Consider the following 23,994-nt stretch of genomic DNA (forward strand, 5'->3'; position numbering starts at 1 on the left):
TTCGCGTCGCAGCAACGGAACGCGACGACTCTACTGCGGAGAGTAAAGAGCAAGTAATCCGAACGCGAAAAGATCTACCTTGCGTCGATGACCATGCCGGCGCCGACGGTGGCGTTCGTGGACTCGTCCACGAGGATGAAGCCGCCGGTGGAGCGGTTGCGCGCGTAGTCGTCGACGAACAGGGGCTGCGTGACGCGCAGCGACACCCGGCCGATCTCGTTGAGGCCGAGCGAGGTGGCCTCCTCGTCGCGGTGCAGGGTGTTGACGTCGAGCCGGTAGTGCAGGTCGCGGACGAGCGCGCGGGCCGTACGGGTGGTGTGCTTGATCGTCAGCTTGGACCGCGGCCCCAGCTTGACGCCGTCGGCCATCCAGCAGACCATCGCCTCCAGCTCCTGCGCGACCTGGGGCTGGTTGTTGGGCCTGGCGATCATGTCGCCGCGCGAGACGTCGATGTCGTCCTCGAAGCGCAGCGTCACCGACATGGGCGGGAACGCCTCCTCGATCGGCCCGTCGAAGGTGTCGATGGAGGCGATGCGCGTGGTCAGCCCGGACGGCAGGTGCACCACCTCGTCACCGGGCTTGAGCACGCCGCCCGCCACCTGTCCGGCGTAGCCGCGGTAGTCGTGGAAGGCCGGGTCGGTGGCCCGCTGCGGGCGGATGACGTACTGCACGGGGAAGCGCACGTCGGTGAGGTTGCGGTCGGAGGCGATGTGCACGTTCTCCAGGTGGTGCAGGAGGGACGTGCCGAGGTACCACGGCATGTTCTCGCTGCGCGAGACCACGTTGTCGCCGTTGAGCGCGGAGATGGGGATGAAGGTGAGGTCGCCGATGTTCAGCTTGGACGCGAACGCCGTGAACTCGTCCTTGATCTCCTCGAAGCGTTCCTGGGAGTAGTCGACGAGGTCCATCTTGTTGACGGCGAGCACCAGGTGCGGGACACGCAGCAGCGAGGTCAGGAACGCGTGCCGCCGCGACTGCTCCAGCACGCCCTTGCGGGCGTCGATGAGCACGATGGCCAGGTCGGCCGTGGAGGCGCCGGTGACCATGTTCCTGGTGTACTGGATGTGCCCGGGGGTGTCGGCGATGATGAACTTGCGGCGCGGGGTGGCGAAGTAGCGGTAGGCCACGTCGATCGTGATGCCCTGCTCCCGCTCGGCGCGCAGGCCGTCGGTCAGCAGCGACAGGTCGGTGTACTCGGTGCCGCGGTCGCGCGAGGTGCGCTCGACGGCTTCGAGCTGGTCCTCGAAGATCGCCTTGGAGTCGAAGAGCAACCGTCCGATGAGGGTGGACTTGCCGTCGTCGACGCTTCCCGCCGTGGCAAAGCGCAGAATGTCCATCGTTAGAAGTAGCCCTCTCGCTTGCGATCTTCCATCGCGGCCTCGGACGAGCGGTCGTCGGCCCTGGTGGCCCCGCGCTCGGTGATCCGGGTGGCGGCGATCTCCTCGATGATCTCCTCGACCGTCGCGGCCGTGGACTGCACGGCGCCGGTGCAGGTCATGTCGCCCACGGTGCGGTAGCGCACCACGGCCTCGAACAGCGGCTCGTCGTCGCCGCGCTGGACGACGTCGCCGTCGGGCAGCAGCATGCCGTCGCGCTCGAAGACCTTGCGGGTGTGGGCGAAGTAGATGGAGGGGATCTCGATGCCCTCGCGCCTGATGTAGTCCCAGACGTCGAGCTCGGTCCAGTTGGACAGCGGGAAGACGCGGATGTGCTCACCCTTGCGGATGCGCGAGTTGTACAGGCTCCACAGCTCGGGGCGCTGGTTCTTCGGGTCCCACTGGCCGAAGTCGTCGCGGAAGGAGAACACCCGCTCCTTGGCGCGGGCCTTCTCCTCGTCGCGCCTGGCGCCGCCGAAGACGGCGTCGAACTCGTGCTCCTCGATCGCGTCGAGCAGCGTGGTGGTCTGCAGGCGGTTGCGCGAGGCGCGCCGCCCGGTCTCCTCCACGACGCGGCCCTGGTCGATGGAGTCCTGCACGCTGGCGACGATCAGCCGCGCGCCCAGCTCGGCGGAGCGGCGGTCGCGGAACTCGATGACCTCGTCGAAGTTGTGGCCCGTGTCGACGTGCATGAGCGGGAACGGGATCGCGGCGGGCCAGAACGCCTTCTCCGCGATGCGGAGCATGACGATCGAGTCCTTGCCTCCGGAGAAGAGCAGACAGGGACGTTCGAACTCGGCCGCCACCTCGCGCATGATGTGAATGGCCTCTGCTTCGAGCACGTCGAGCTGCGACGTCGTGTAGTCGCGCTGCAGCATGGAGCTTCCTCCGGCGGGTTCAGCGGTGCAGGTCCCGGATACCGGCGAGCAGGGATGTCGCCAGCTCCGGTAGGGAAACCAGGATATCGGGTAGTGACGGGTCGGCTTGGTTGTAGGTCAGCTCGGAGCCGTCGATGCGGCTCGCGTGGACCCCCGCGGCCAGCGCGACGGCGACCGGCGCGGCGGAGTCCCACTCGTACTGGCCGCCGGCGTGGACGTACGCCTCCACCTCGCCGGTGAGCACCGCGGAGATCTTCGCCCCGGCCGAGCCGATCGGCACGAGGTCGGCGCCGACGAGGTAGGCCAGCTTCTGCACGAACTCGGGCGGCCGCGTGCGGCTCACCGCGATGCGGAACCGGCCCTTCTCGTACGAGGGCGGCTTCGGCGGCTCGGCGGTCGTCAGCGTGCGCCCCTGGGCGGGCAGTGCCACGGCCCCGGCGCTCAGCTCCCCGCGCTCCCACAACGCCACGTGCACGGCCCAGTCGGCCCTGCCCTCCTCGGCGAACTCCCTGGTGCCGTCGAGCGGATCGACGATCCACACCCGCTCGGCCTTCAACCGTTTGGGGTCGAGGCGCTCCTCACGGGTGGCCTCCTCCGACAGCACGCTGTCGCTGGGCCGCAACCGGGCCAGCGACTCCATGAGGTAGAGGTGGGAGGACCTGTCGCCCTCGGCGCGCAGCGCGGCCGAGTCGGCGAACCCGGTGCGCTCCCGGGTGCGCAGCAGTCTCTCACCTGCCTCGGTCGCCAGGTCGGCGGCGAGAGCGTGGTCGTCGCGAATCGTCATCAATATGCTCCTTGCCCGCGGGCGACGGCCGACCAAGTCTTCCACAGGATCTGGAGGTCCAGAGTGAGGGACCAGTTCTCCACGTAACGCAGGTCGAGGCGCACGGATTCCTCCCAAGATAGGTCAGATCTACCACTGACCTGCCACAGCCCGGTCAGCCCAGGGCGTACGAGGAGTCGTCTGCGCACGTCGTCACCGTAGCGTGCCACCTCTTCCGGCAGCGGCGGCCGGGGGCCGACAAGCGACATGTGGCCGCGTACGACGTTGATGAGCTGGGGCAGCTCGTCCAGCGAGTGGCGGCGCATGAGGGTGCCGAGCGGCGTGACCCGCGGATCGTTGCGGATCTTGAACAGCACCCCCTCCCTGTCGCTGACCAGCGTGATCTTCTGCTCCTCGGAGCCGCGCCGCATCGTGCGGAACTTCACCATGGTGAACAGCCGCCCGTCTCTGCCCACCCTGGTCTGGCGGAAGAGCGCGGGCCCAGGGCTGGTCGCGCGGACGGCCATCGCCAGCCCCGCCAGCAGCGGGGACAGCAGCACCAGCAGGGCGGCGGCCACCAGCCGGTCGAAGACGTTCTTGATGAGCTGCCTGGCCCCGGCCAGCTCGGGATGCTCGACGTGCAGCAGCGGCATCCCGGCGACGGGCCTGATCGTGGTGCGCGGGCCGGCCACGTCCATCAGCGCGGGGGCCACGACCAGCTCGGTCTGGGTGCGCTCCAGCCGCCAGGCCAGCCGCCGCAGCGCCTGCCCGTCCATCTCGGGGCAGGCCAGCACGGCCACCGTGTCGGCCTCGTAGTGCTCCACGACGAGCGGCACGTCGCTCAGATCGCCCGCGACGGGCACCGCCTCCAGCCGCTCGCCGGCGTGCCCGCCGGGCAGGCAGGCGGCCACGACGTCCATGCCGTGGTGGCGCTCCTCGCGGAACAGGCGCACCAGCTCGGCGATCGAGGTCGCGTGGCCGACGGCGACGACCTTGCGCATGCACGCGCCCGCCGCTCTGCGGCGGTACAGGGAACAGCGCAGGGCGTGCCTGAAGATCAGCGTCAGCAGCGTGACGAGCGGCAGGGCCAGCACCACGTAGCCGCGCGCGACGTCGGTCTTGGTGACGTAGGAGCCGATGGCCGTGCCCGCGGTCAGCGCCACGCCGGCCTGGACGATGCGGCGGAACTCCTCGGAGCCGACGCCGAGCATGCGCGGCTCGTACGCCCTGCTGAGCGCCACCGCGCAACACCACACCAGCGGCAGCGCCAGGCTGACCAGCAGGTACGGCAGCACGTACGCCGTGAGGCCGCCGAACCTGACCGTGAACGCCGCCCCGGCCCCGAGCCAGGCCCCGCACAGGTCGCCCAGCACGGCCCTGAGCCGGTACGAGCGGACCCAGGAGGGCGTGCGCGGCCCGTTTCCCCAGGTGACCCCTTGACCCGACCAGACAACGGTCAAGAGCTCGTTACCGCGCACGCGACTGCCTCCAGGTATGACCAGCTCCTGAACGGACAGTCACAGATCGTAGCCGCGCGCACGCCGGTCAACCGGCGAACGGCCCTATGCGGTGATCAGCGAGGAGGGCCGGAAATGTGCAGATCAGCCCGGTGGAACTCGTTCTGCGTGACTTCCAGGCCGCGGCTCATCAGCGACTCCACCACGTCGGCCGCCCGGTCCACCAGGAAGGGCAGGTCCTTGCGCTCCATGGTGGCGAAGTCGCGCAGCACGAAGGAGGCCGGATCCATGCGGCCGGGCGGGCGCCCGATGCCGAACCGGACCCGCAAGTAGTCGCGGGTGCCGAGGACCTTGGTGATCGACTTGAGGCCGTTGTGGCCGTTGTCGCCGCCTCCCAGCTTGGCGCGCAGCGCGCCGTAGGGCACGTCCAGCTCGTCGTGCACGACGATCAGCCGCTCCGGGCCGATCTTGTAGAAGTCGGCGAGCGCCTTGACGGGCCCGCCGGACAGGTTCATGTACGTCAGCGGCTTGGCCAGGATGGCGGCGCTCGTCTCGCACACCTCGGCCCTGCTCTTGTGCGCCTTGAACCGCCCGCTCGCCCTGGCGGCCAGCTCGTCGAGCACCATGAAGCCCGCGTTGTGCCGGTTGCCCGCGTATTCGGCGCCCGGGTTGCCCAGTCCGGCGATCAGCCAGCGATCCATGCTCACAGCCTTCCACAGCCTCATGCGGAGACTCCGCGGAGCGGCCCCGCACAGCGGAACGGGACGGCTCGAGTCCGGCCGCCCCGTTCACGAATGAACCCGTCGCGCTTACTCGGCGGCGGGAGCCTCGGCGGTCTCGCCCTCGGGAGCCTCGGCGGTCTCGCCCTCGGCGGCCTCCCCGGCCTCCTCCTCGACAGCCTCGGTCGGCTTGTTGATGACCTGGAGGATGACGGTCTCGGCGTCGGCGACCAGCGTGGCGCCCTGCGGGAGCTTGAGGTCGGCCGCGGTGATCACGGTGCCGATCTCCAGACCCTCGACGTCGACCTCGACGCCCGTCGGGATGTGGGTGGCCTCGGCCTCCACGGCGACGGAGACGAGCTGCTGGTCGAGCAGGCCCTCGGAGTTGACGTCGCCGACCGTGGTGACCGGGATCTCGACCGTGACCTTCTCGCCGCGCTTGACCAGGAGCAGGTCGACGTGCTCGACGAAGCCCTTGATCGGGTCGCGCTGCACGCCCTTGGGCAGGGCGAGCTCGTCGACGCCCTCACCCTTGAGGTGGATCAGCACGTTGGGGGTGCGCAGCGCGAGCAGCACCTCGTGGCCCGGCAGGGTCAGGTGCTTGGGGTCGATGCCGTGGCCGTAGAGGACGGCGGGCACCTTGTCGGAGCGGCGGATCTTGCGAGCGGCGCCCTTGCCGAACGTGGTGCGGGGCTCGGCTGCGATACGTACTTCGGACACGACATCTCCTAGGGATGCGGTAGACGGAGGTTCGCGCGCTCACCCTCACCCGCCCTAGCGGAAGGCGTTACGAGCGCAACCCTCACAGTGTAATAGGTCAGGTGTCGCCCTCGAACAAACTCGTGACCGAGCCGTCCTGGAAGACCTCCGTGATGGCGCGGGCGATGAGCGGCGCGATCGACAGCACGGTGAGCTTGTCGAAGCGGGCGCCCTCCGGCAGCGGCAGCGTGTTGGTGACGATCACCTCGGAGATCCGGGAGTTCTTGAGGCGATCGACGGCGGGGTCGGAGAAGACCGCGTGGGTGGCGGCCACGATGACGTTGGTGGCGCCCTGCTCGTAGAGGGCGTCGGAGGCCTTGCAGATCGTGCCCGCGGTGTCGATCATGTCGTCGATCAGCACGCAGGTGCGGCCCCGCACCTTGCCGACGACCTCGCTGACCTTCACCGAGTTGGCCACGTCGAGGTCGCGGCGCTTGTGGATGAACGCCAGCGGCGTGCCGAGCGTGTCGGCCCAGCGCTCCGACAGCCGCACGCGGCCGGTGTCGGGCGAGACGACGGTGGTGTTCTCCAGGTCGAGCTTGTTCTTGAGGTAGCTCTCCAGGACGGGCATGGCGAACAGGTGGTCGACCGGGCCGTCGAAGAAGCCCTGGATCTGCGAGGTGTGCAGGTCGATCGACATCAGCCGGTCGGCGCCCGCGGTCTTGAACATGTCGGCGATGAGCCTGGCGGTGATGGGCTCGCGGCCGCGGCCCTTCTTGTCCTGGCGGGCGTAGCCGTAGAACGGCATGACCACGGTGATGCGCTTGGCGGAGGCCCGCTTCAGCGCGTCGACCATGATGAGCTGTTCCATGATCCACTTGTTGATGGGCCCGGTGTGGCTCTGGATGACGAAGGCGTCGCAGCCGCGTACGGACTCCAGGTAGCGGGCGTAGATCTCGCCGTTGGCGAAATCGATGAGTTTGGTGGGGGTGAGGGAGACGCCGACGTGCTCGGCGACCTCCGCGGCCAGCTCCGGGTGGGCTCGCCCGGAGAAGAGCATGAGGTTCTTCTCTCCGGGCTGCTTGATGCTGGTCACTGCTTCTTCTCCTGCTCTTGCGCGGCCAGCGCCCGCTCGGCGTGCGCGGCCGACTTCGTGCCCGCGCGCCTGCGCAGAACCCATTTCTCGATGTTGCGCTGTCGCGCCCGTGCCACACCCATCGCGCCCGGAGGCACCTCGTCGGTGATGGTCGAGCCCGCCGCCGTGTAGGCGCCTTCGCCGACCGTCAGAGGGGCGACGAGCATGGTGTCGCAGCCCACGAAGGCGCCGTCGCGCACGGTGGTGTGGTGCTTGTTGACCCCGTCGTAGTTGACGAAGACGGTGGATGCGCCGATGTTGACGTCCTCGCCGAGCGTGGCGTCGCCGGCGTAGGTCAGGTGCGGCACCTTGGAGCGGTCGCCGACCTTGGCGTTCTTCATCTCGACGAACGTGCCGGCCTTGGACTTGCGGCCGAGCACGGTGCCGGGCCGCAGGTAGGCGTAGGGGCCGACGCTGGCCTCCGGGCCGATCTCGGCGTGGTCGGCGACGGCGTTGCGGACCACCGCGCCCTCGCCGACGAGGGTGTCGGTCAGCGTGGTGGCGGGGCCGACCTCGGCGCCCTGCTCGATGACGGTGGCGCCGTGGAGCTGGGTGCCGGGGTGGATGACGGCGTCGGCGCCGATGCGCACGCCGACGTCGATCCAGGTGCTGGCCGGGTCGATGATCGTGACGCCGGCGCGCATGTGCCGCTCCAGCAGGCGCAGGTTGAGCACCTTGCGGGCGGCGGCGAGCTGGACGCGGTCGTTGACGCCCTCGACCTCGACGAAGTCGCCCGCGACGCAGGCGCCGACGCGGTGGCCGTCGCGGCGCAGGATGGCCAGGACGTCGGTGAGGTACTCCTCGCCCTGGGCGTTGTCGGTGGACACGCGCTTGACGGCGTCGGCGAGGAGCAGGCCGTCGAAGGCGTAGATGCCGGAGTTCATCTCCTTGATGGCGCGCTGCCCGGGGCTGGCGTCCTTCTCCTCGACGATCTCCAGCACGGCGCCGGCCTCGTCGCGGATGATCCGCCCGTAACCGGTCGGGTCGGGCACCTCGGCCGTCAGCACGGTGACCGCGTTGCCCTCGGTGGCGTGCCGTTCGAGCAGGTCGGTCAGGGTCTGGGTGCGCAGGAGCGGCACGTCGCCGTAGGTGACGAGGACGGTGCCGGAGATCGTGCCGACCTCTTCGAGCACGGTGCGCACGGCGTGGCCGGTGCCGCGCTGCTCGCGCTGCACGACGGCGCGCGCGTCGGGGCTGGTGGCGGCCAGATGCCCGCCGACCCGCTCCAGGGCGTGGCCGATGACGACGATGAGCTGCTCGGGATCGAGATCGCGGGCGGCGGCGAGCATGTGGTCGACCAGCGCGCGGCCGCACACCTCATGCAGGACTTTCGGGGTCTGGCTCTTCATCCGGGTGCCCTCGCCGGCGGCGAGGACGATCACGGCTGCCGGGCGCGGCACACTCACGGGCTGAGGCTCCCTGTGACTGGACGGATCGGGCTTCGGTTCGTCAACTACTCAGGGTCTTCGGTACGTCAACCGCACCGCTACCCTCCCGACACCGTGAGGATACCTGGCCTCCCCCGGAACATTCTCTGGGGGCGGTGCTTCATGGCTCCCGGAAGAGGACTCGAACCCCTACAAAGTGGACCAAAACCACTTGTCCTGCCGATTAGACGATCCGGGACAGATCGGACAGGTGATGTCCGACACCTCTCCTACGATACCGACCCCGCACAGGCACGCGCGCCCGTATTACCCCTCCCGCACGCACCGCGCGTCGCACGCGTAACAGACCACCCGAAAAGTCGCAAGACACGAAACCCACTCACCTTGGCCCGCCTCGCGTCACCTTCTCCACATTCCACCCTTAGGTCTTCCTTACTTACGCTGGCGTAGGTTACGGTTGCGTAGCCCGGACATTCAATCGCATACCTGTCGTTGGAGGTCGCCCATGACCGTTCTCACCGAGCGCTCCACCCCTGCCCCTAAGCCCGACTTCGAAGCCGAACCGAAAGCGAAATCCGAACTCATCACCTTCGGCCTGGTCGTCGGGCTGCCGCTGGTCGCGATCGCGGCCGCGGTGCCGTTCGCGTGGGGTTGGGGGCTCGGCTGGACGGACATCGCCATCGCCTTCGTCTTCTACGTGGTCTCCGGCCTGGGCGTCACCGTCGGCCTGCACCGCTACTTCACGCACGGCTCGTTCAAGGCCAAGCGTCCGCTGAAGATCGCGATGGGCATCGCGGGCAGCCTCTCCCTGGAGATGTCCGTGCTCGACTGGGTGGCCACCCACCGCAAGCACCACAAGTTCTCCGACAAGGAGGGCGACCCGCACTCGCCGTGGCGCTTCGGCCCTGGCTTCAAGAACATGGCCAAGGGCCTGCTCTACGCGCACATGGGCTGGCTGTTCGAGAGCGAGCGCACCAACAGGGAGAAGTACGCCCCTGACCTGTGCAAGGACCAGGACGTGCTCAAGCTGCACAAGTGGTTCGGCGCGATCGCGCTCACCTCGATCCTGCTGCCCGGCGTGCTGGGCCTGCTGTTCACCTGGTCCTGGCAGGGCGGCCTGACCGCGCTGTTCTGGGGCTCGCTGGTGCGCATCGGCCTGCTGCACCACGTGACCTGGTCGATCAACTCGATCTGCCACGTGTTCGGCGAGGAGGACTTCCAGGTCCGCGACAAGTCCCGCAACGTGTGGTGGCTGGCCATCCCGTCCTTCGGCGAGTCGTGGCACAACCTGCACCACTCCGACCCCACCTGCGCCAGGCACGGCGCGCTCAAGGGCCAGATCGACCTGAGCGCCGGCCTGATCAGGATCTTCGAGAAGCTGGGCTGGGTGTACGACGTGCGCTGGCCGACGCCGGAGCGGCTGGCGGCCAAGCGCATTGCCTAGCGCATCACCCAGCGCGGCGCCCGGCGCCTTTCAGCCGGTGAGCGGTCGTGGAAGCATGGCGGTCATTATGGAAACCGTGACCGAACCCCGATCTCGCAGGCGCATGTCCGGTAGCGAGCGAAGAGAGCAGCTGATCCAGATCAGCCGCACCCTCTTCGCGGAGAAGGGGTTCGACGGGACCTCTATCGAGGAGATCGCAGCTACCGCGCAGGTGTCGAAGCCCGTGGTGTACGAGCACTTCGGCGGCAAGGAGGGCGTCTACGCGGTCGTCGTGGACCGCGAGATGCAGAAGCTGCTCGGCATGATCACCGAGGCCCTCGCCGCCTCCCATTCCCTGGTCAAGCTGGAGCGGGCCGCGCTGGCCCTGCTCCGCTACATCGAGGAGAGCAGCGAGGGCTTCCGCATCCTGGTGCGCGACTCCCACGCCGCGTCCGGCACCGGCACGTTCGCCAGCCTGATCAGCGAGATCGCGAGTCAGGTGGAGGACGTGCTGGCCGACGAGTTCGCGGCCCGCGGCTACGACCCCAAGCTGGCCCCGATGTACGCCCAGATGCTGGTCGGCATGGTCGCCCTGACCGGCCAGTGGTGGCTGGACGTGCGCAAGCCGGGCCGCGAGGAGGTCGCCGCCCACCTGGTCAACCTGGCCTGGAACGGCCTGACCGGGCTCAACCCGAACCCGAGGATCACGGCCACCAGCCGGGCCCAGACGGCCGCGGCCAAGCCGCCGCAGCCGCGCGGCACCAGCGAGAAGGAGCTGCGCGAGCTGGAGAAGGCCCGCGACAAGGAGCTCAAGGAGGCGGAGAAGGTCCGCCAGCGGGAGCTCAAGGAGGCCGAGAAGGCGCGCGTACGGGAGCTGAAGGAGCGCGAGCGGCTGCTGAAGGAGGCGGAGAAGGCCCGCGAGCGCGAGGAGAAGATCCGCCAGCGGGAGGCGAGGCTGGCCGAGCGGGCCGCCCGTCTCGAACAGGTAGATCATCCGGAGTGACCCTTGTCCGGAACGGGCACTTGGAGTGACGATTAGGTTGAGCTGGGCTGACCATTACGGGTGAGCCGTTGCGGCAACGTTAACGTTCTGTTCAACCAAACGGGGCAATATACGCCATATGTCCGCGGAACCGTTCGAGCCAGCCAATGACCTGCCCCTGCCACAGGAGCGCTTTCTCAACCGCGAGGAGAGCTGGCTCCAGTTCAACCTACGCGTGCTCGAACTGGCCGAGGATCCCTCGCTGCCGCTCCTCGAACGGGTGCGCTTCCTGGCCATCTTCGCCAGCAACCTCGACGAGTTCTTCCGCGTCAGGGTCGCCGGGCTCAAGCGCCGGATGGCCACCGGCCTGCTCCTGCGCACCAAGAGCGGGCTCAAGCCGCGCGAGGAGCTGATCCGGATCGCCGGGATCGCCGACGAGCTGGCCCGGCGGCACGCCGCGGTCTTCCACCGGCAGATCTGCCCGCAGCTCGCCACCAACGGCATCGAGATCGTCCGCTGGGACGACCTGGGCCGCGAGGAGCGCACGGAGCTGCGCAAGCTGTTCAGGGAGCGGATAAGGCCCGTCCTGACGCCGCTGGCGGTGGACCCCGCCCACCCGTTCCCGTACATCTCGGGGCTCAGCCTCAACCTGGCGGTGCTGGTGCGCAACCCGGCGACCGACCACACGGTGTTCGCCAGGGTCAAGGTGCCCTCGCAGCTCCCCAGGTTCGTGCAGGCGTCCAAGGACCGCTTCGTCCCCCTTGAGGATGTCATCGCCGCCCACCTGGGGCAGCTCTTCAAGGGCATGGAGATCCTCCAGCACCACGTCTTCCGCGTCACCAGGAACGAGGATCTCGACGTCGACGAGGACGTCACGGAGAACCTCATGCAAGCACTGGAGAAGGAGCTGCTCAAGCGGCGATTCGGGCCGCCCGTGCGGCTGGAGGTCGAGGAGACGATCACGCCCGAGGTGCTGGCGCCGCTGGTGGAGGAGCTGGAGCTGGCGCCGCACGAGATCTACCGGCTGCCCGGGCCGCTCGACCTGACGGGCCTGCACGCCATCGCCGACCTCGACAGGGGCGAGCTGAGCTACCGGCCGTTCGTGCCCGCCGAGGTGATCAACGCCGAGGACGACGTCTTCTCCACGCTGCGCGAGCGCGACATCCTCCTGCACCACCCGTACGACTCGTTCGCCACCAGCGTGCAGCGCTTCATCGAGGTCGCCGCGAACGACCCCCGCGTGCTGGCGATCAAGCAGACCCTCTACCGCACCAGCGGCGACTCCCCCATCGTGGACGCGCTCATCGACGCGGCCGAGGCGGGCAAGCAGGTCGTGGTGGTCGTGGAGATCAAGGCCCGCTTCGACGAGCACGCCAACATCTCCTGGGCCCGCAAGCTGGAGCGGGCCGGCTGCCACGTCGTCTACGGCGTGGTCGGGCTGAAGACCCACTGCAAGCTCGCCCTCGTCGTACGCCAGGAGCCCTCCGGCGAGCTGCGCCGCTACTGCCACATCGGCACCGGCAACTACAACCCCAAGACCGCCCGCCAGTACGAGGACTTCGGCCTGCTCACGGCCGACCCGCTGGTCGGCGAGGACGTGACGGACCTGTTCATCCACCTGACCGGCTACTCCCACCACTCGGCCTACCGGCGGCTGCTGGTCGCCCCGCACTCGATGCGCAGCGGCCTGGTGGCCAGGATCGAGCGGGAGATCGCCCACCAGCAGGCCGGGCGGCCCGCGCGGATCAGGATCAAGACCAACTCCCTGGTGGACGAGCCGATCATCGACGCGCTCTATCGGGCGTCCAGGGCGGGCGTCCCCGTCGACCTGTGGGTGCGCGGGATCTGCATCCTGCGCCCCGGCATTCCCGACCTGTCGGAGAACATCCGGGTGCGTTCGGTTCTCGGGCGGTTCCTGGAGCACTCCAGGGTGTACGAGTTCGGCCTCGGCCGGCGGCCCGAGGTGTGGATCGGCAGCGCCGACCTGATGCGCAGGAACCTGGACCGTCGCGTCGAAGCCCTGGTCAAGGTGACGTCCCAGCAGCACAAGGCCTACCTGATCGAGCTGATGGACCAGGCCATGGCCGACACCACGACCACGTGGTGGCTCAACTCCGACGGCACGTGGGTGCGTCACCAGGGTGAAGATATGCAGAGCCGTCTCATCGGTACGCGTCGATGGAGGACCGTTGATGACTGACCTGCTCCGCGCCGCCGGAGCCGTGGTCTGGAGGGGCGAGGAGAGCAGCCCGGAGGTGGCCGTCATCCACCGCCCGCACTACGACGACTGGACCTTCCCCAAGGGCAAGCTGAAGTCCGGCGAACACGTGATCGCCGCCGGGCTGCGCGAGGTGCGCGAGGAGACCGGCCTGACCGTGCTGCTCGGCCGCGCGCTGCCGCCCGTGCACTACCTCAGCGCCGGCCAGCTCAAGCGGGTCGACTACTGGGTGGCTCGGGCCGCCGGGGACGACGGCTTCGAGCCCGGCGAGGAGGTGGACGAGCTGCGCTGGCTGCCCGTGGCGCAGGCCAGGCGGCTGCTGACGTACGAGTGGGACGCCGGGCTGCTGCGGGCGCTCGGCGCGGCGCCGCTCGACACGGTGCCGCTGGTGCTGGTCCGGCACGGCTCGGCCGGCTCCAGGAGCGAGTGGGAGGGCGACGACGCCGCGCGCCCCCTCGACACCGACGGGGTGTCGCAGGCGCAGACGCTGGCCACCGCGTTGCCCGCCTACCGGCCCGAGTCGCTGATCAGCTCGCCCAGCGCCCGCTGCGTGCAGACGCTGGAGCCGTACGCGGCGCTGACGGGGGCGGAGATCAAGACCGAGCCGCTGCTCAGCGAGGAGAGCCAGGACCCGCAGAAGACCCCCGCCCTGGTCGGGAAGTTGCCGGGGCCCGCCGCCGTGTGCAGCCACGGCAAGGTGCTGCCCGGCCTGATCGAGGCCCTCAGCGGCAAGGACGTGCACCTGCGCAAGGGCTCGTTCGGGGTGCTGCACCAGGCCGGCGGGCAGGTCGTCAGCGTGGAGCGCTATCCGACCTGAGCATGCTCACCAGGTGACGGGCAGCTTCGCGAACCCGTCGGCGATCCTCCCCTCGGTTCTCGGCAGCTCGGCCTCGGGGACGGCCAGCCGCAGCGTGGGGAAGCGCTGGAACAGCCGGCTGAACACCGCCTCCAGCTCGACCCTGGCCAGGCTGGCGCCGACGCAGAAGCGCGGGCCGTACCCGAAGCTGAGGTGCGGGTCGGTGAGCGGGCGGCGCAGGTCGAACGCGTCCGGCTCCGGGTAGACGCGCTCGTCCCTGTTGGCCGCCCCCGGGGTGATCACCACGGCCTCTCCCCTGCGGATCGTCAGGCCGCCGATCTCGATGTCGTCGTGCGCGTACCTGACCAGGCCGTGCAGGCTGGGCGAGGCCAGGCGCAGGATCTCCTCGACCGCCGCCGGCGCCAGCCCGGGATCGGCCTTGAGCTGGTCGAGCTGGCCCGGGTTGGCCAGCAGGAGCAGCACGCCGAAGTCGATGCGGTTGACGGTGGTCTCGTGCCCGGCGAACAGCAGCGAGCCGGCCAGCTCGGCGATCATGCCGTCGTCGTCGAGCTCCTTGGCCAGGTCCGACAGGACGTCCTCGGCGGGTTCGTGCCGTTTGGCGTCGATCAGGCCCGCCGTGTAGGCGGTCATCTCGTCCATGGCGGCCTGCGCCCGGTCGCGGTCGCGCATGTCGCCCATGCGGGACGACAGGCCGCTGAAGTACTCCCTGTCCTCGTACGGGACGCCCAGGAGCTGGCAGATGACCAGCACGGGGAGCGGGAAGGACAGCTCGGCGTGCAGGTCCGCGGGCGGCGTGAGCTTGGCGAGATGCTCCAGCCGCTCCTCCACCAGCGAGCCGACGTGCCCGCTGAGCCGCTTCATGCGCCGTGCGGAGAAGGCCGGCGTGAACAACCGGCGCATGCGGTCGTGCTCGGCCTTCTCCGTCTCGATCTCGCCGCGGGGGCCGCCGAGCAGCGGCGATCCCGACAGGCGTGGCGCGTTGTCCGGGTCGGGGTGAGAGCGTCCGAGCCGGCCGTCGTTGAACAGCGTGCGGGCGTCCTCGTACCCGCTGACCAGCCAGACCTCGTCGCCCGCCGGAGTGCGTACCTTCGCGATGCCCTTCTCCGCCCGCAGTTCCCGGTACGCCTCGGGCACCTCGAGCAGACTGCTGCGTTCGAAGGGGATGGTAGGAAGGCTCCTCATAGAACCTTACTAACCGCTTTGACGGTCTCCTTCCAGACTCGGGGGAATTCGGCGTGGGCCCGCTCGGCGGTGTTGCGCTCGATCCCGATCAGCAGCCCGTAGGTGAAGGTGTCCTCGCCCGCCTGGCGGGCGCTCTCGGCCTCCTTGGCGAGCGTCTCCTGCGCGACCACGCCGTCCTGGTGTGCTCCCAGCACCTCCTGGACGTTCTCGGCCAGCTTGGCGAGCTTGCCCATGTCGGAGCCCAGGCTCGGCTCCAGCGCCTCGGCCGTGTAGCGGGCGCGCTTGGCCGCCTTGCGCACGTCGTGCATGGCGATCTCGCGGCGCTCCAGGTCCTCGATCGCCTGGGCGCGGTCGTAGGCCTTGGTCACCCGGCCCCAGTTCGAGGCGGCGACGGTGTGCAACTGCTCCTGCGCGGGCTTGGCCGCCGCCTTGCCCAGCGACGGGCCGGCGACGAGCCGGTCGAGGGCGTCGAGCAGCAGGTAGTAGCGGTCGCCGCTGAGCGCCTCCTTGATCCGCCCGTACGCCTCCTCCTCGCGCTTGTGCAGGTCGGAGCCGAGGCGCGCCTGGATAGGGCCCGTGACCAGCTCAGGCGCCAGCCCCGCCAGCGTCTTGGCGAACCTGGCCCTGATCACCTCCAGGTCGCGGGCCTCGCCGAGCACGTTGCCGAGCCAGCGCAGCTCCTCCTGCACCTCGCCGGTGTCCGTCACGACGGTCTTGAACGCCTTGAGCGCGCTGCGCAGCCGCCTGGCCGCCACGCGCATCTGGTGGACGGCGTCCTCCTCGGCCCTGCGTACCCGTGGATCCTGCGAGAGCAGGGCCTTGACCTGGCCGGACAGGTAGCCGACGACGATCTCACCGGCGCTGCCCTGCTGCGTGTCGGCCGTGGGGAGGGGGGCGGGTTCGAGGAGCCTGGCGAGCTTGCTGCTGGACTCGGAGGGGGTCGCGCCGGCCTTCCTGAGCCGTTTGCCCACCTTGGCGAGGAAACGTTCGGTGCCGCCGTCGAGCAGCTCGGCCTCGACCTCGCGCCAGCGGATGATCGTCGGCACGTCGCCGTACACGGTGCCCTTGACCCGGTCGTCGGCGATCTCGACCAGCCCGGTCTCGCCGTCCTTCAGCAACGTGACGTTCCTGCGGGTCTCCAGCTCCGCGACGACCTTCAGCTCGGCGCCGCGGGTGTAGGCGCGCACGAGCTCGGCGAGTTCGAGGGGGACGACCTTGGTGCTTCGGGTGAGCGGATGCGTGATCTCCTGGCGCACGCCCTTGGCCTTGGGCAGTTTCAGGTGCCAGCCGGGATCGGAGCCGCCCCGTCTTCGCCTGAGCGTGACGCCGCGCGCGGCCAGCCGCAGGTCAGGCGTGTCGAAGTAGAGAGCCACGAGCTGGTGGCTCTTCGGGCCGACGACGTCCGCCAGACCGGAGAGGTCCGGAATCTCGTACTCGGGGGGGACGTCGAACTTGTCCTCGATCTCGATGCCCACTACACCTCACAAGTGTCCGATTTCGGACCATGATGCCACCGCAAGGTGAACATCACACGGCTTGCAGGAGTTCGATTCTGTTGCCTACTGGGTCGGAGACGTAAATGCGTCGATACCCGGGAAACAGATGATCAGGCCGCGCGCCGGGAAACCGGTCCGCGTACGCGTCCAGATCGTCCACCAGGAAGGCGGGATGGGCCTTGCGCGCGGGCCGGAAGCCCTCCTCGACGCCGAGGTGGATCTCCACCCCCTCACCCCTGAACCAGACGCCGCCGCGCCTGGCCAGCTCGGGCGGCTTGGGCACCTCGCGCAGGCCGAGCACCCCGGCGTAGAACTCCCGTAAGGACGCCTCGCTGCCCGCGGGCGCGGCGAGCTGCACGTGGTGCAGGGCCTTGATCGTCACTTCTGCACCACCACGAAGACCCTCCTGAACGGGAAGGGCGTGCCGTAGCTCCTGGCCGGGTACGCCTCGGCGAGCGGCTTGGCCAGGTCCTGCTTGAAGCGCCGCTGCTCGTCGGGGTCGAGGCGGTCGAGTATGGGCCGCAGGGCGGTGCCGGAGACCCAGTCGAGCACCGGGTTCTCGCCGTGCAGGACATGCACGTACGTGGTCTCCCACGCGTCCGCCTGCGAGCCGCCGTCGTTGAGCAGGTCGAGGTACTCCAGCGGCTCCGCGACCGGGTTGCCCCTGGTGAAGTCGCCGAGCCGGTCCGACCAGGCGCGCGAGGAGCACAGCTCGCGGATCGCGACGTGGCTCGGCGCGTCGAAGTTGCCCGGCACCTGGAAGGCCAGCCAGCCGCCCGGGGCCAGGTCCTCCACCCAGTGCTCCAGCACGGCGCGGTGCTCGGGCACCCACTGCAGGACCGCGTTGGAGACGATCACGTCCACGGGCCGGTCGGGCCGCCACATGGCGACGTCGGCCACCGCGAACCTGACCCGCGTCTCCAGCTTGCGGGCCTTGGTGATCATCGCCGGGGAGGAGTCGAAGCCCTCGATGGTGGCGTTCGGCCAGCGGGCGGCCAGGTCCACCGTCAGCTCGCCGCTGCCGCAGCCGGCGTCCACGACGTAGTCGGGCTCGACGGCGCCCACCCGGGAGATCAGCTCGATGAACGGCCGCGACCGCTCGTCGGCGTAGACCGCGTACGTGACAGGGTCCCAAATATCTCTTGACATAGAGATAATTGATATCGAGAGAGATATCTCGATGTCAAGACAGTACACTCTTGTGTCATGACGGAGGATGCTAGGGACGAGGTCGATCGCCTCGTCGCGGCTTGGCGAGCGGAGCGCCCCGACCTTGACGTCGAGCCGCTCCAGGTGCTCTCTAGAGTGTCACGACTCGCCAAGCATCTCGACCGTGCGCGGCGGGCGGCGTTCGCCGAACACGATCTGGAGCCGTGGGAGTTCGACGTGCTCACCGCCCTGCGGCGAGCCGGCAAGCCCTACGAGCTCAGCCCCGGAGCCCTGCTGCGGGCCACTTTGGTGACTTCCGGCACGATGACCAACCGCATCGACCGGCTCGCCCAGGCCGGGCTGGTGCGGCGGCGTCCCGACCCGGAGGACCGGCGTGGCGTGCTGGTCTCGCTCACCGACCCGGGGCTGGCCCGGGTGGACGCCGCCTTCGACGACCTGCTGCGGCGGGAGCGGGAGCTGCTGTCGGGGCTGGAGACGGCGGATCAGCGCGCCCTGGCGTCGCTGCTCCGCACGCTCCTCACACCCTTCGACTCCCCGCTCTGACCCGCCTCCAGTTCTTCGGTCTTTCCTCAGTCGCCCAGGCGGTCGGCGACCTCCAGCCACTCGGCCTCGATCGTGTCCTTCTGGGCGGTGATCTCGCGGAGCTGCGCGTCCAGCGAGCCGAGCTTGCCGTAGTCGCTGGCCGCGTCGGCCATGGCGGCGTGCAGCTTGGACTCCTGGTCGCTCAGCTTGTCGAGCTGGCGCTCCAGGCGGTTGAGCTCCTTGCGCAGCTCGCGCTCCTCCTTGGCGGACAGTCCCGCCTGCTCCGGACTTGGCGAGTCGACCGGCACGCCCGCCTCCGCGGGCGCAGCAGCGCCCAAGCGGGCGGTCACCGCGGTGCCTGCCGCGCGCCGTTCGAGGTACTCGTCCACCCCGCCAGGCAGCATCGACAGCCTGCCGTCGCCCAGCAGCGCCACGCACTTGTCGGTGACCCGCTCCAGGAAGTAGCGGTCGTGGCTGACCAGGATCAGCGTGCCCGGCCAGCCGTCGAGCAGGTCTTCCAGCTCGTTCAGCGTCTCGATGTCGAGGTCGTTGGTCGGCTCGTCGAGCAGCAGGACGTTGGGGTCGTCCATGAGCAGCCGCAGCAACTGCAGCCGCCGCCGCTCGCCGCCCGACAGGTCGCCGATCACCTTCCACTGCGCGTCGCCGCGGAAGCCCAGACGTTCGAGGAGCTGCGAGGCCGTCCACTCGCGCTTGCCGAGCTGGAGGTACTTGCGCACCTCCTCCACCGACTCCAGCACGCGCCTGGACGGGTCGAGCTCGCCGAGCTCCTGCGACAGATGCGCCAGGCGCACCGTGCGGCCCCTGACCACCCGGCCGGAGTCCGGCTTGATCGTGTCGGCGAGCAGCCGCAGCACCGACGACTTGCCCGACCCGTTCACGCCGATCAGGCCGATCCGGTCGCCGGGCCCGAACTGCCACGTCAGGCGGTCGAGCACCAGCGGGCCCGTGCCGGGGCCGCCCGCGTGCAGCGTGACGTCCTCAAGGTCGTAGACGGTCTTACCGAGCCGCGCGGCGGCGAACCGCATCAGCTCGACGGTCTCGCGCGCCGGCGGCTCGTTCGCGATCAACGCCTGCGCGGCCTCGATCCGGAACTTCGGCTTGGACGTGCGCGCGGGCGGGCCACGCCGCAGCCACGCGATCTCCTTGCGCATCAGGTTCTGCCTGCGCTCCTCGGCGGCCTGCGCGATGCGCGCCCGCTCCGCCTTGGCCAGCACGTACGCAGCGTAGCCGCCCTCGTAGCGCTCGACCCGGCCGTCCACGACCTCCCAGGTGCGGGTGGAGACGGCGTCGAGGAACCACCGGTCGTGGGTCACCACCACGACCGCGCTCTTCCTGCCCGCCAGGTGCCCCGCCAGCCACGCGATGGCCTCGATGTCGAGGTGGTTCGTGGGCTCGTCGAGCATGATCAGGTCGTGGTCGTCGATCAGCAGCTTCGCCAGCGCCGTACGCCTGCGCTCGCCGCCCGACAGGTCGCCCGCCCTGGAGCCGAGGTCGAGGTCGCCGATCAGGTTCGCGAGGATCTCGCGTACGCGCTGGTCACCCGCCCACTCGTGCTCGGCCAGTCCGCCGAGGACGATCTCGCTGATGGTGGCGGCGGGGTCGAGGTCGTCCTGCTGCGACAGGATGCCGACGCGCAGGCCGCGGTTGTGCGTGACGCGACCGCTGTCGGGGCTCACCGTGCCCGCCAGCACGGACAGCAACGTCGTCTTGCCGCCCCCGTTGCGGCCGACGACACCGATGCGCTCGCCCGCCTCGACCCCTAGGGAGACGTCGCTGAGCAGCGGTTTGGGGCCGTAAGCGTGGGAAACGGACTCAAGATTGACCAGATTCATGGCCTACCCAGGGTATCGGCTCCCCACCGGCCTCCCGGCCGTCCGATCAGACGCGCCCGATCGGGGCGGCCGATCGGGCGCATGGGTACGCCTGACCGAGCACGCCAGCCTCAACGCACCTGGCCGAGCACGCCTCCCTCAGCGCACTTCGCTGAGCACGCGAGCCTCGACGCGTGCCGCTGAGCACGCCTGCCTCAGCGCCTCGCCGAGCACGTCTACTGAGCGCCTCGCTGAACGCGCCTGCCTCAGCGCCTTGCTGAGCGCCTCGCTGAACGCGCCTGCCTCAGCGCCTTGCTGAGCGCCTCACTGAACGCGCCTTGCTGAGCGCGGTCAAGTCAGCGCGCGCCTAGATGAGCACGGCGCCCTGTACGGGGCCGTGCGCCGCCACCGCGGTGTGGGCGGCGCCCGTCGCGGTCAGGCTCTGCGCCAGGTCGCGGGCGTGGGTGGCGTCGATCGCGAGGAACGCGCAGGTGGGGCCGGAGCCCGAGACGATCGCGCCGAGCGCTCCGTGCTGACGGCCCGCGTCGAGCGTCGGCGCCAGCTCCGGGCGCAGGTTGAGGGCGGCGGCCTGGAGGTCGTTGCTGAGGTTCGAGCCGAGGGCGTACGCGTCGCCGGTGCCGAGTGCCTCCATCAGCGAGTCGTTGAGCTGGGGCCAGGGCACGTCGGCCGCCGCGGCCTGCCTGAGACGGTCGCACTCGGCGTACACGCTGGCTGTGGAGAGCCCGCCGTTCGCCAGCGCGAACACCCAGTGGAACGTGCCCCCCGTGGGCAGCTCGCTGAGCTGCTCGCCACGGCCGGTGCCGACCGCCGTGCCGCCGAGCAGCGAGAACGGGACGTCGCTGCCCAGGTCTCCGGCGATCTCCATCAGGTCCTCGAACGGCAGCCCGAGACCCCACAGCTCGTTGCAGGCCACCAGCGCGCCGGCCGCGTCGGCGCTGCCTCCCGCCATGCCGCCGGCGACGGGGATGTCCTTCTGGATGACGAGGTCGGCGCCGTAGCTGCGGCCCGCGTGCTTGGCCAGGGCGCGGGCGGCCCGGATGGCGAGGTTGCTGTCGTCGACGGGCACCTGGTCGGACCACTTGCCGTCGATCTGGACGGTGATGGACTCGGACTCCTTCGCCACCACCTCATCGAAGATCGATACCGCGTGGAAGACGTTGACCAGGTCGTGGTAGCCATCTTCCCTGAGCGGGCCGACAGAAAGCTGCACGTTGACCTTCGCGGGCACACGTACGGTCACCGAACTCATCGATCTTCTGCCACTCTCATCGCTTGCCGGGGTCAAGGACACTCGATGTTATCCGGGCTCGCTGGCCTGACATGCAGTTCTGGAAATATGAACCGCTGTGCCTGACAGCCGTCCGACACAGAGAGTCAAGTTGGTGGGCATTTGCCGGGCGGCGATCACGCGGGGGGCTGGGCGGGCAGGAGCTGGGCCGCGTCGGCGGACAGCGGCCGGGCCTCCTCGCCAGGCACGGGCGGGGCCGCCTCGCCAGGCACGGGCGGGGCCGCCTCGCCAGGCACGGGCGGGGCGGCCTCGGCGGGCAAGGGGTGGGCCGCCTCGGCGCGCAGGCCGTCCAGGAAGAACGCCAGGCAGCGGCGCCAGGCGTCCGGTGCGGTGCCCATGGACTCGCGGATGACCTGCGACATCGCCCAGATCAGCGTCACCAGGTCCTGGGAGCAGAAGTCGGCGCGCAACCGGCCGCCCGCCTTGGCCCGCTCGATGATCCGTTCGGCGTCCAGAAAGCCCTGGTGACATGCCTGGCTCACGTCGGTCGCCAGCGTGAAGCCCTGTGTCAGCGCGTCGTTGAGCCCGTGATCCTCGGCCTGCAGCGCGAACAGCCCGTCGAGGAACCCGGCGAACCCGTCCCACGGGTCAGGGTCGGCCAGCGCCTCCGCGGTGATCCGCTCCAGGGCCGCCAGCCGCTGCGGCATGACCGCCCCCAGGAGCGCCTCGCGGGTGGGGAAGTGGTTGTAGAGGGTGCCGATGCTGACTCCGGCACGGCGGGCGACGTGCTCCAGGGGCACGTCCAGGCCGCGTTCGGCGAAGAGCTGGGTGGCCGCGACCAGCAGTTTGTCGCGGTTGCGCGCGGCATCCGACCGCAGCGGCTTGGTTCCGGCTGCCATCTCTCCATCATATGAAATTGAGGATGCCCTCAAGTTGTGTGCTAACTTGAGGGCTCCCTCGATTTACTGCAGGAAGGAAGGCACCGTCATGTCCGCAGCAGCACGCAGGACCGCCGTCGTCATCGGGGCAGGGCCGGGGCTCGGGATGTCCGTCGCGCACCGGTTCGGGCGCGAGGGGTACGCCGTGGCGCTCGTCTCCCGCAGCGCCGGCCGCCACGCCGGTTATGTCGCGTCCCTGGCGGGGGCGGGGGTGGAGGCGGCGGCGTTCACCGCCGACGTGCACGACCGCGACCGGACCGTGGCCGCCCTGGACGCGATCCGCGAGCGGTTCGGCACGATCGACGTGCTCTACTACGGCCCGGGGGCCGCCGATCTGGACGTCGCGCCCGCGTCCATCACCGGCATCGGCGCGGCGGACGCCCGGGAGGCGATGGAGATCGTGTATCCGGCGGTGGACCTGGTCGGGCAGGTGCTGCCCGGCATGATCGAGCGGGGCGAGGGCGGGCTGCTGTTCGCCGGCGGGCTCAGCGCCGTCATGCCGATGCCCGCCCTGGGCGGGCTGGCGATCGCCTCGGCCGCGCTGCGCAACTACGGGCTGACGCTGCACTCGGCGCTGGCGGGGCAGGGGGTCTACGCCGGGAATCTGATCATCGGGGGGCTGATCGAACGGGGTGACATCCACGCGCACGTCGTCTCGCAGCCGGAGCGGTTCGGTGACGTGGGCGGCAGCACCCTCGACCCGGACGCGATCGCCGATGGCGCCTGGGAGCTGTACACCAAGCGGGACCGGCCGGAGGCGACGTTCAGCGCCTTCGAACTCCCCGTCTGATCACCTGGGCTCCGGCCTTCGAACACCCCCCGCTGATCGCCCCGCTGACGCCCTCCGGTGGTCAGGGCCTGAGCTCGGCGATGCGCGCGAAGGCCGTCACGTCGAGCTGCTCGCCTCGCGCCGACGGGTCCACCCCGGCCGCGCGCAGCGTGCGCTCGGCGTCGGCGGCCGTCCCCGCCCAGGACGCGAGCGCCGCCCGCAACGTCTTGCGGCGTTGCGCGAAGGCCGCGTCCACCACCTCGAACACCTCCTCGCGGGACGCCGACGTGACCGGCGGGTCGCGGCGGACCAGCGAGACGAGACCGGAGTCCACGTTGGGGGCGGGCCAGAAGACGGTACGGCCCACGGGCCCCGCCCTGCGCACGTCGGCGTACCAGGCGGCCTTGACCGACGGCACCCCGTACACCTTCGAGCCGGGACCCGCCGCCAGCCGGTCGGCCACCTCCGACTGCACCATGACCAGGCCCTTGCGCAGCGACGGCAGGGCCTCCAGGACGTGCAGCACCACCGGGACGGCCACGTTGTACGGCAGGTTCGCCACCAGCGCCGTGGGGATGTGACCGGACAGATCGTCGAGAGTGATCTTCATGGCGTCGGCGTTGACGACCGTGAGCTTGTCGGCCGCCTCGCGCTCGGCCACCGTGATCGGAAGCTGCCCGGCCAGCACCGGGTCGATCTCGACGGCCACCACGTGCGCGGCCGGCTCCAGCAGCGCGAGCGTCAGCGAGCCGAGGCCGGGGCCCACCTCGATGACCACGTCATCGGGCGAGAGGTCGGCCACGCGGACGATGCGACGGACGGTCCCCGCGTCGATCACGAAGTTCTGGCCCAATTTTTTTGTCGGACGCAAATTTAGCTTGTCCGCCAAAATACGTATTTCCGCAGGGCCCAACAGCCTCATCATCCAACCAGTCTCCCGCATCGAAGAACGTGCGATGGCGGATGGGGAGACCAGAGGAG

Annotated in this window: 22 protein-coding genes and 1 tRNA gene; 6 read left to right on the forward strand and 17 right to left on the reverse strand. The window is 69.8% G+C overall.

From position 1 onward, the window contains the following. Window positions 1-74: 74 nt before the first annotated feature. The 9 genes from cysN to FXF51_RS25425 form a co-directional block, all read right to left on the reverse strand. On the reverse strand, window positions 75-1,337 hold the full coding sequence (gene cysN / locus FXF51_RS25385) for a sulfate adenylyltransferase subunit CysN (RefSeq protein ID WP_148437156.1): 1,263 nt from the start codon (window positions 1,335-1,337) through the stop codon (window positions 75-77). Window positions 1,338-1,339: 2 nt separating this feature from the next. Further along, complete coding sequence (gene cysD / locus FXF51_RS25390) at window positions 1,340-2,254, reverse strand: sulfate adenylyltransferase subunit CysD (protein ID WP_148437157.1); 915 nt, start codon at window positions 2,252-2,254, stop codon at window positions 1,340-1,342. Window positions 2,255-2,273: 19 nt separating this feature from the next. Beyond that, on the reverse strand, window positions 2,274-3,038 hold the full coding sequence (locus FXF51_RS25395; protein ID WP_187414558.1) for a 3'(2'),5'-bisphosphate nucleotidase CysQ: 765 nt from the start codon (window positions 3,036-3,038) through the stop codon (window positions 2,274-2,276). Next, window positions 3,038-4,477, reverse strand: coding sequence for a sugar transferase (locus tag FXF51_RS25400; RefSeq protein WP_148437159.1), 1,440 nt, complete (start codon window positions 4,475-4,477; stop codon window positions 3,038-3,040). The genes FXF51_RS25395 and FXF51_RS25400 overlap by 1 nt, the downstream gene beginning before the upstream one ends. Window positions 4,478-4,590: 113 nt before the next feature. Then, on the reverse strand, window positions 4,591-5,175 hold the full coding sequence (gene pth, locus FXF51_RS25405) for an aminoacyl-tRNA hydrolase (protein ID WP_148437160.1): 585 nt from the start codon (window positions 5,173-5,175) through the stop codon (window positions 4,591-4,593). A 108-nt stretch (window positions 5,176-5,283) separates the two neighbouring features. Next, window positions 5,284-5,913, reverse strand: a complete 630-nt coding sequence (locus tag FXF51_RS25410; protein ID WP_148437161.1) for a 50S ribosomal protein L25/general stress protein Ctc — start codon at window positions 5,911-5,913, stop codon at window positions 5,284-5,286. A 97-nt stretch (window positions 5,914-6,010) separates the two neighbouring features. Continuing rightward, window positions 6,011-6,988 carry a ribose-phosphate diphosphokinase gene (locus FXF51_RS25415; protein WP_148437162.1) on the reverse strand — a complete coding sequence of 326 codons (978 nt, stop codon included), beginning with the start codon at window positions 6,986-6,988 and terminating at the stop codon, window positions 6,011-6,013. Then, complete coding sequence (glmU, locus tag FXF51_RS25420; protein WP_148437163.1) at window positions 6,985-8,433, reverse strand: bifunctional UDP-N-acetylglucosamine diphosphorylase/glucosamine-1-phosphate N-acetyltransferase GlmU; 1,449 nt, start codon at window positions 8,431-8,433, stop codon at window positions 6,985-6,987. Before glmU ends, FXF51_RS25415 begins: the two co-directional genes overlap by 4 nt. Window positions 8,434-8,578: 145 nt before the next feature. Then, window positions 8,579-8,653, reverse strand: a tRNA-Gln gene (locus tag FXF51_RS25425). Window positions 8,654-8,920: 267 nt separating this feature from the next. Here FXF51_RS25425 and FXF51_RS25430 point away from each other — a divergent pair. From FXF51_RS25430 to FXF51_RS25445, 4 genes are all read left to right on the forward strand, one after another. After that, on the forward strand, window positions 8,921-9,859 hold the full coding sequence (locus FXF51_RS25430; protein WP_148437164.1) for an acyl-CoA desaturase: 939 nt from the start codon (window positions 8,921-8,923) through the stop codon (window positions 9,857-9,859). Window positions 9,860-9,926: 67 nt separating this feature from the next. Next, on the forward strand, window positions 9,927-10,841 hold the full coding sequence (locus FXF51_RS25435) for a TetR/AcrR family transcriptional regulator (protein ID WP_262379827.1): 915 nt from the start codon (window positions 9,927-9,929) through the stop codon (window positions 10,839-10,841). 118 nt (window positions 10,842-10,959) lie between these two features. Further along, window positions 10,960-13,020, forward strand: coding sequence for an RNA degradosome polyphosphate kinase (locus FXF51_RS25440; RefSeq protein ID WP_148437165.1), 2,061 nt, complete (start codon window positions 10,960-10,962; stop codon window positions 13,018-13,020). Continuing rightward, entirely contained in the window at window positions 13,013-13,855 is an 843-nt protein-coding gene (locus FXF51_RS25445; RefSeq protein ID WP_262379828.1) for an NUDIX hydrolase, read from the forward strand. The genes FXF51_RS25440 and FXF51_RS25445 overlap by 8 nt, the downstream gene beginning before the upstream one ends. Window positions 13,856-13,861: 6 nt before the next feature. Here the strand turns inward: FXF51_RS25445 and FXF51_RS25450 are convergent, their stop codons facing one another. From FXF51_RS25450 to FXF51_RS25465, 4 genes are read right to left on the reverse strand one after another with little or no spacing between them, the layout of a single operon-like run. After that, the gene (locus tag FXF51_RS25450) at window positions 13,862-15,037 is read right to left on the reverse strand and encodes a cytochrome P450 (protein ID WP_148437166.1); all 1,176 of its coding nucleotides are present in this window, start codon (window positions 15,035-15,037) and stop codon (window positions 13,862-13,864) included. Then, window positions 15,034-16,512 carry a CYTH and CHAD domain-containing protein gene (locus FXF51_RS25455; RefSeq protein WP_148437167.1) on the reverse strand — a complete coding sequence of 493 codons (1,479 nt, stop codon included), beginning with the start codon at window positions 16,510-16,512 and terminating at the stop codon, window positions 15,034-15,036. Before FXF51_RS25455 ends, FXF51_RS25450 begins: the two co-directional genes overlap by 4 nt. A 52-nt stretch (window positions 16,513-16,564) precedes the next feature. Further along, on the reverse strand, window positions 16,565-16,915 hold the full coding sequence (locus tag FXF51_RS25460; RefSeq protein ID WP_148437168.1) for a VOC family protein: 351 nt from the start codon (window positions 16,913-16,915) through the stop codon (window positions 16,565-16,567). After that, window positions 16,912-17,682, reverse strand: coding sequence for a trans-aconitate 2-methyltransferase (locus tag FXF51_RS25465; protein ID WP_262379829.1), 771 nt, complete (start codon window positions 17,680-17,682; stop codon window positions 16,912-16,914). The genes FXF51_RS25460 and FXF51_RS25465 overlap by 4 nt, the downstream gene beginning before the upstream one ends. A 57-nt stretch (window positions 17,683-17,739) precedes the next feature. Between FXF51_RS25465 and FXF51_RS25470 the strand changes: the two genes are divergently transcribed. Next, on the forward strand, window positions 17,740-18,246 hold the full coding sequence (locus FXF51_RS25470; RefSeq protein ID WP_148437169.1) for a MarR family winged helix-turn-helix transcriptional regulator: 507 nt from the start codon (window positions 17,740-17,742) through the stop codon (window positions 18,244-18,246). A gap of 26 nt (window positions 18,247-18,272) precedes the next feature. Here FXF51_RS25470 and FXF51_RS25475 read toward each other — a convergent pair whose 3' ends face one another. The 3 genes from FXF51_RS25475 to FXF51_RS25485 form a co-directional block, all read right to left on the reverse strand. Next, the gene (locus tag FXF51_RS25475; protein ID WP_148437170.1) at window positions 18,273-20,078 is read right to left on the reverse strand and encodes an ABC-F family ATP-binding cassette domain-containing protein; all 1,806 of its coding nucleotides are present in this window, start codon (window positions 20,076-20,078) and stop codon (window positions 18,273-18,275) included. A 346-nt stretch (window positions 20,079-20,424) separates the two neighbouring features. Then, entirely contained in the window at window positions 20,425-21,327 is a 903-nt protein-coding gene (locus tag FXF51_RS25480; protein ID WP_148437171.1) for a 4-(cytidine 5'-diphospho)-2-C-methyl-D-erythritol kinase, read from the reverse strand. 155 nt (window positions 21,328-21,482) lie between these two features. Then, window positions 21,483-22,205: a TetR/AcrR family transcriptional regulator gene (locus FXF51_RS25485; protein ID WP_148437172.1), complete on the reverse strand. Its 723-nt coding sequence runs from the start codon at window positions 22,203-22,205 to the stop codon at window positions 21,483-21,485. A gap of 88 nt (window positions 22,206-22,293) precedes the next feature. On the opposite strand from FXF51_RS25485, the gene FXF51_RS25490 reads away from it, so the two are divergent. Further along, entirely contained in the window at window positions 22,294-23,034 is a 741-nt protein-coding gene (locus FXF51_RS25490) for an SDR family NAD(P)-dependent oxidoreductase (RefSeq protein ID WP_148437173.1), read from the forward strand. Window positions 23,035-23,095: 61 nt separating this feature from the next. Here FXF51_RS25490 and rsmA read toward each other — a convergent pair whose 3' ends face one another. Then, on the reverse strand, window positions 23,096-23,956 hold the full coding sequence (gene rsmA / locus FXF51_RS25495) for a 16S rRNA (adenine(1518)-N(6)/adenine(1519)-N(6))-dimethyltransferase RsmA (RefSeq protein WP_222871450.1): 861 nt from the start codon (window positions 23,954-23,956) through the stop codon (window positions 23,096-23,098). Window positions 23,957-23,994: the final 38 nt, after the last annotated feature.

Source organism: Nonomuraea sp. PA05 (assembly GCF_008086045.1).
Lineage (GTDB): Bacteria > Actinomycetota > Actinomycetes > Streptosporangiales > Streptosporangiaceae > Nonomuraea > Nonomuraea monospora.

Coding starts and splice junctions, on each gene's coding strand:
- cysN (WP_148437156.1), bottom strand. CDS start 1,337: ATGGACATTCTGCGCTTTGCCACGGCGGGAAGCGTCGACGACGGCAAG.
- cysD (WP_148437157.1), bottom strand. CDS start 2,254: ATGCTGCAGCGCGACTACACGACGTCGCAGCTCGACGTGCTCGAAGCA.
- FXF51_RS25395 (WP_187414558.1), bottom strand. CDS start 3,038: ATGACGATTCGCGACGACCACGCTCTCGCCGCCGACCTGGCGACCGAG.
- pth (WP_148437160.1), bottom strand. CDS start 5,175: ATGGATCGCTGGCTGATCGCCGGACTGGGCAACCCGGGCGCCGAATAC.
- FXF51_RS25430 (WP_148437164.1), top strand. CDS start 8,921: ATGACCGTTCTCACCGAGCGCTCCACCCCTGCCCCTAAGCCCGACTTC.
- FXF51_RS25435 (WP_262379827.1), top strand. CDS start 9,927: ATGGAAACCGTGACCGAACCCCGATCTCGCAGGCGCATGTCCGGTAGC.
- FXF51_RS25440 (WP_148437165.1), top strand. CDS start 10,960: ATGTCCGCGGAACCGTTCGAGCCAGCCAATGACCTGCCCCTGCCACAG.
- FXF51_RS25445 (WP_262379828.1), top strand. CDS start 13,013: ATGACTGACCTGCTCCGCGCCGCCGGAGCCGTGGTCTGGAGGGGCGAG.
- FXF51_RS25450 (WP_148437166.1), bottom strand. CDS start 15,037: ATGAGGAGCCTTCCTACCATCCCCTTCGAACGCAGCAGTCTGCTCGAG.
- FXF51_RS25465 (WP_262379829.1), bottom strand. CDS start 17,682: ATGTCAAGAGATATTTGGGACCCTGTCACGTACGCGGTCTACGCCGAC.
- FXF51_RS25470 (WP_148437169.1), top strand. CDS start 17,740: ATGACGGAGGATGCTAGGGACGAGGTCGATCGCCTCGTCGCGGCTTGG.
- FXF51_RS25475 (WP_148437170.1), bottom strand. CDS start 20,078: ATGAATCTGGTCAATCTTGAGTCCGTTTCCCACGCTTACGGCCCCAAA.
- FXF51_RS25480 (WP_148437171.1), bottom strand. CDS start 21,327: ATGAGTTCGGTGACCGTACGTGTGCCCGCGAAGGTCAACGTGCAGCTT.
- FXF51_RS25485 (WP_148437172.1), bottom strand. CDS start 22,205: ATGGCAGCCGGAACCAAGCCGCTGCGGTCGGATGCCGCGCGCAACCGC.
- FXF51_RS25490 (WP_148437173.1), top strand. CDS start 22,294: ATGTCCGCAGCAGCACGCAGGACCGCCGTCGTCATCGGGGCAGGGCCG.
- rsmA (WP_222871450.1), bottom strand. CDS start 23,956: ATGCGGGAGACTGGTTGGATGATGAGGCTGTTGGGCCCTGCGGAAATA.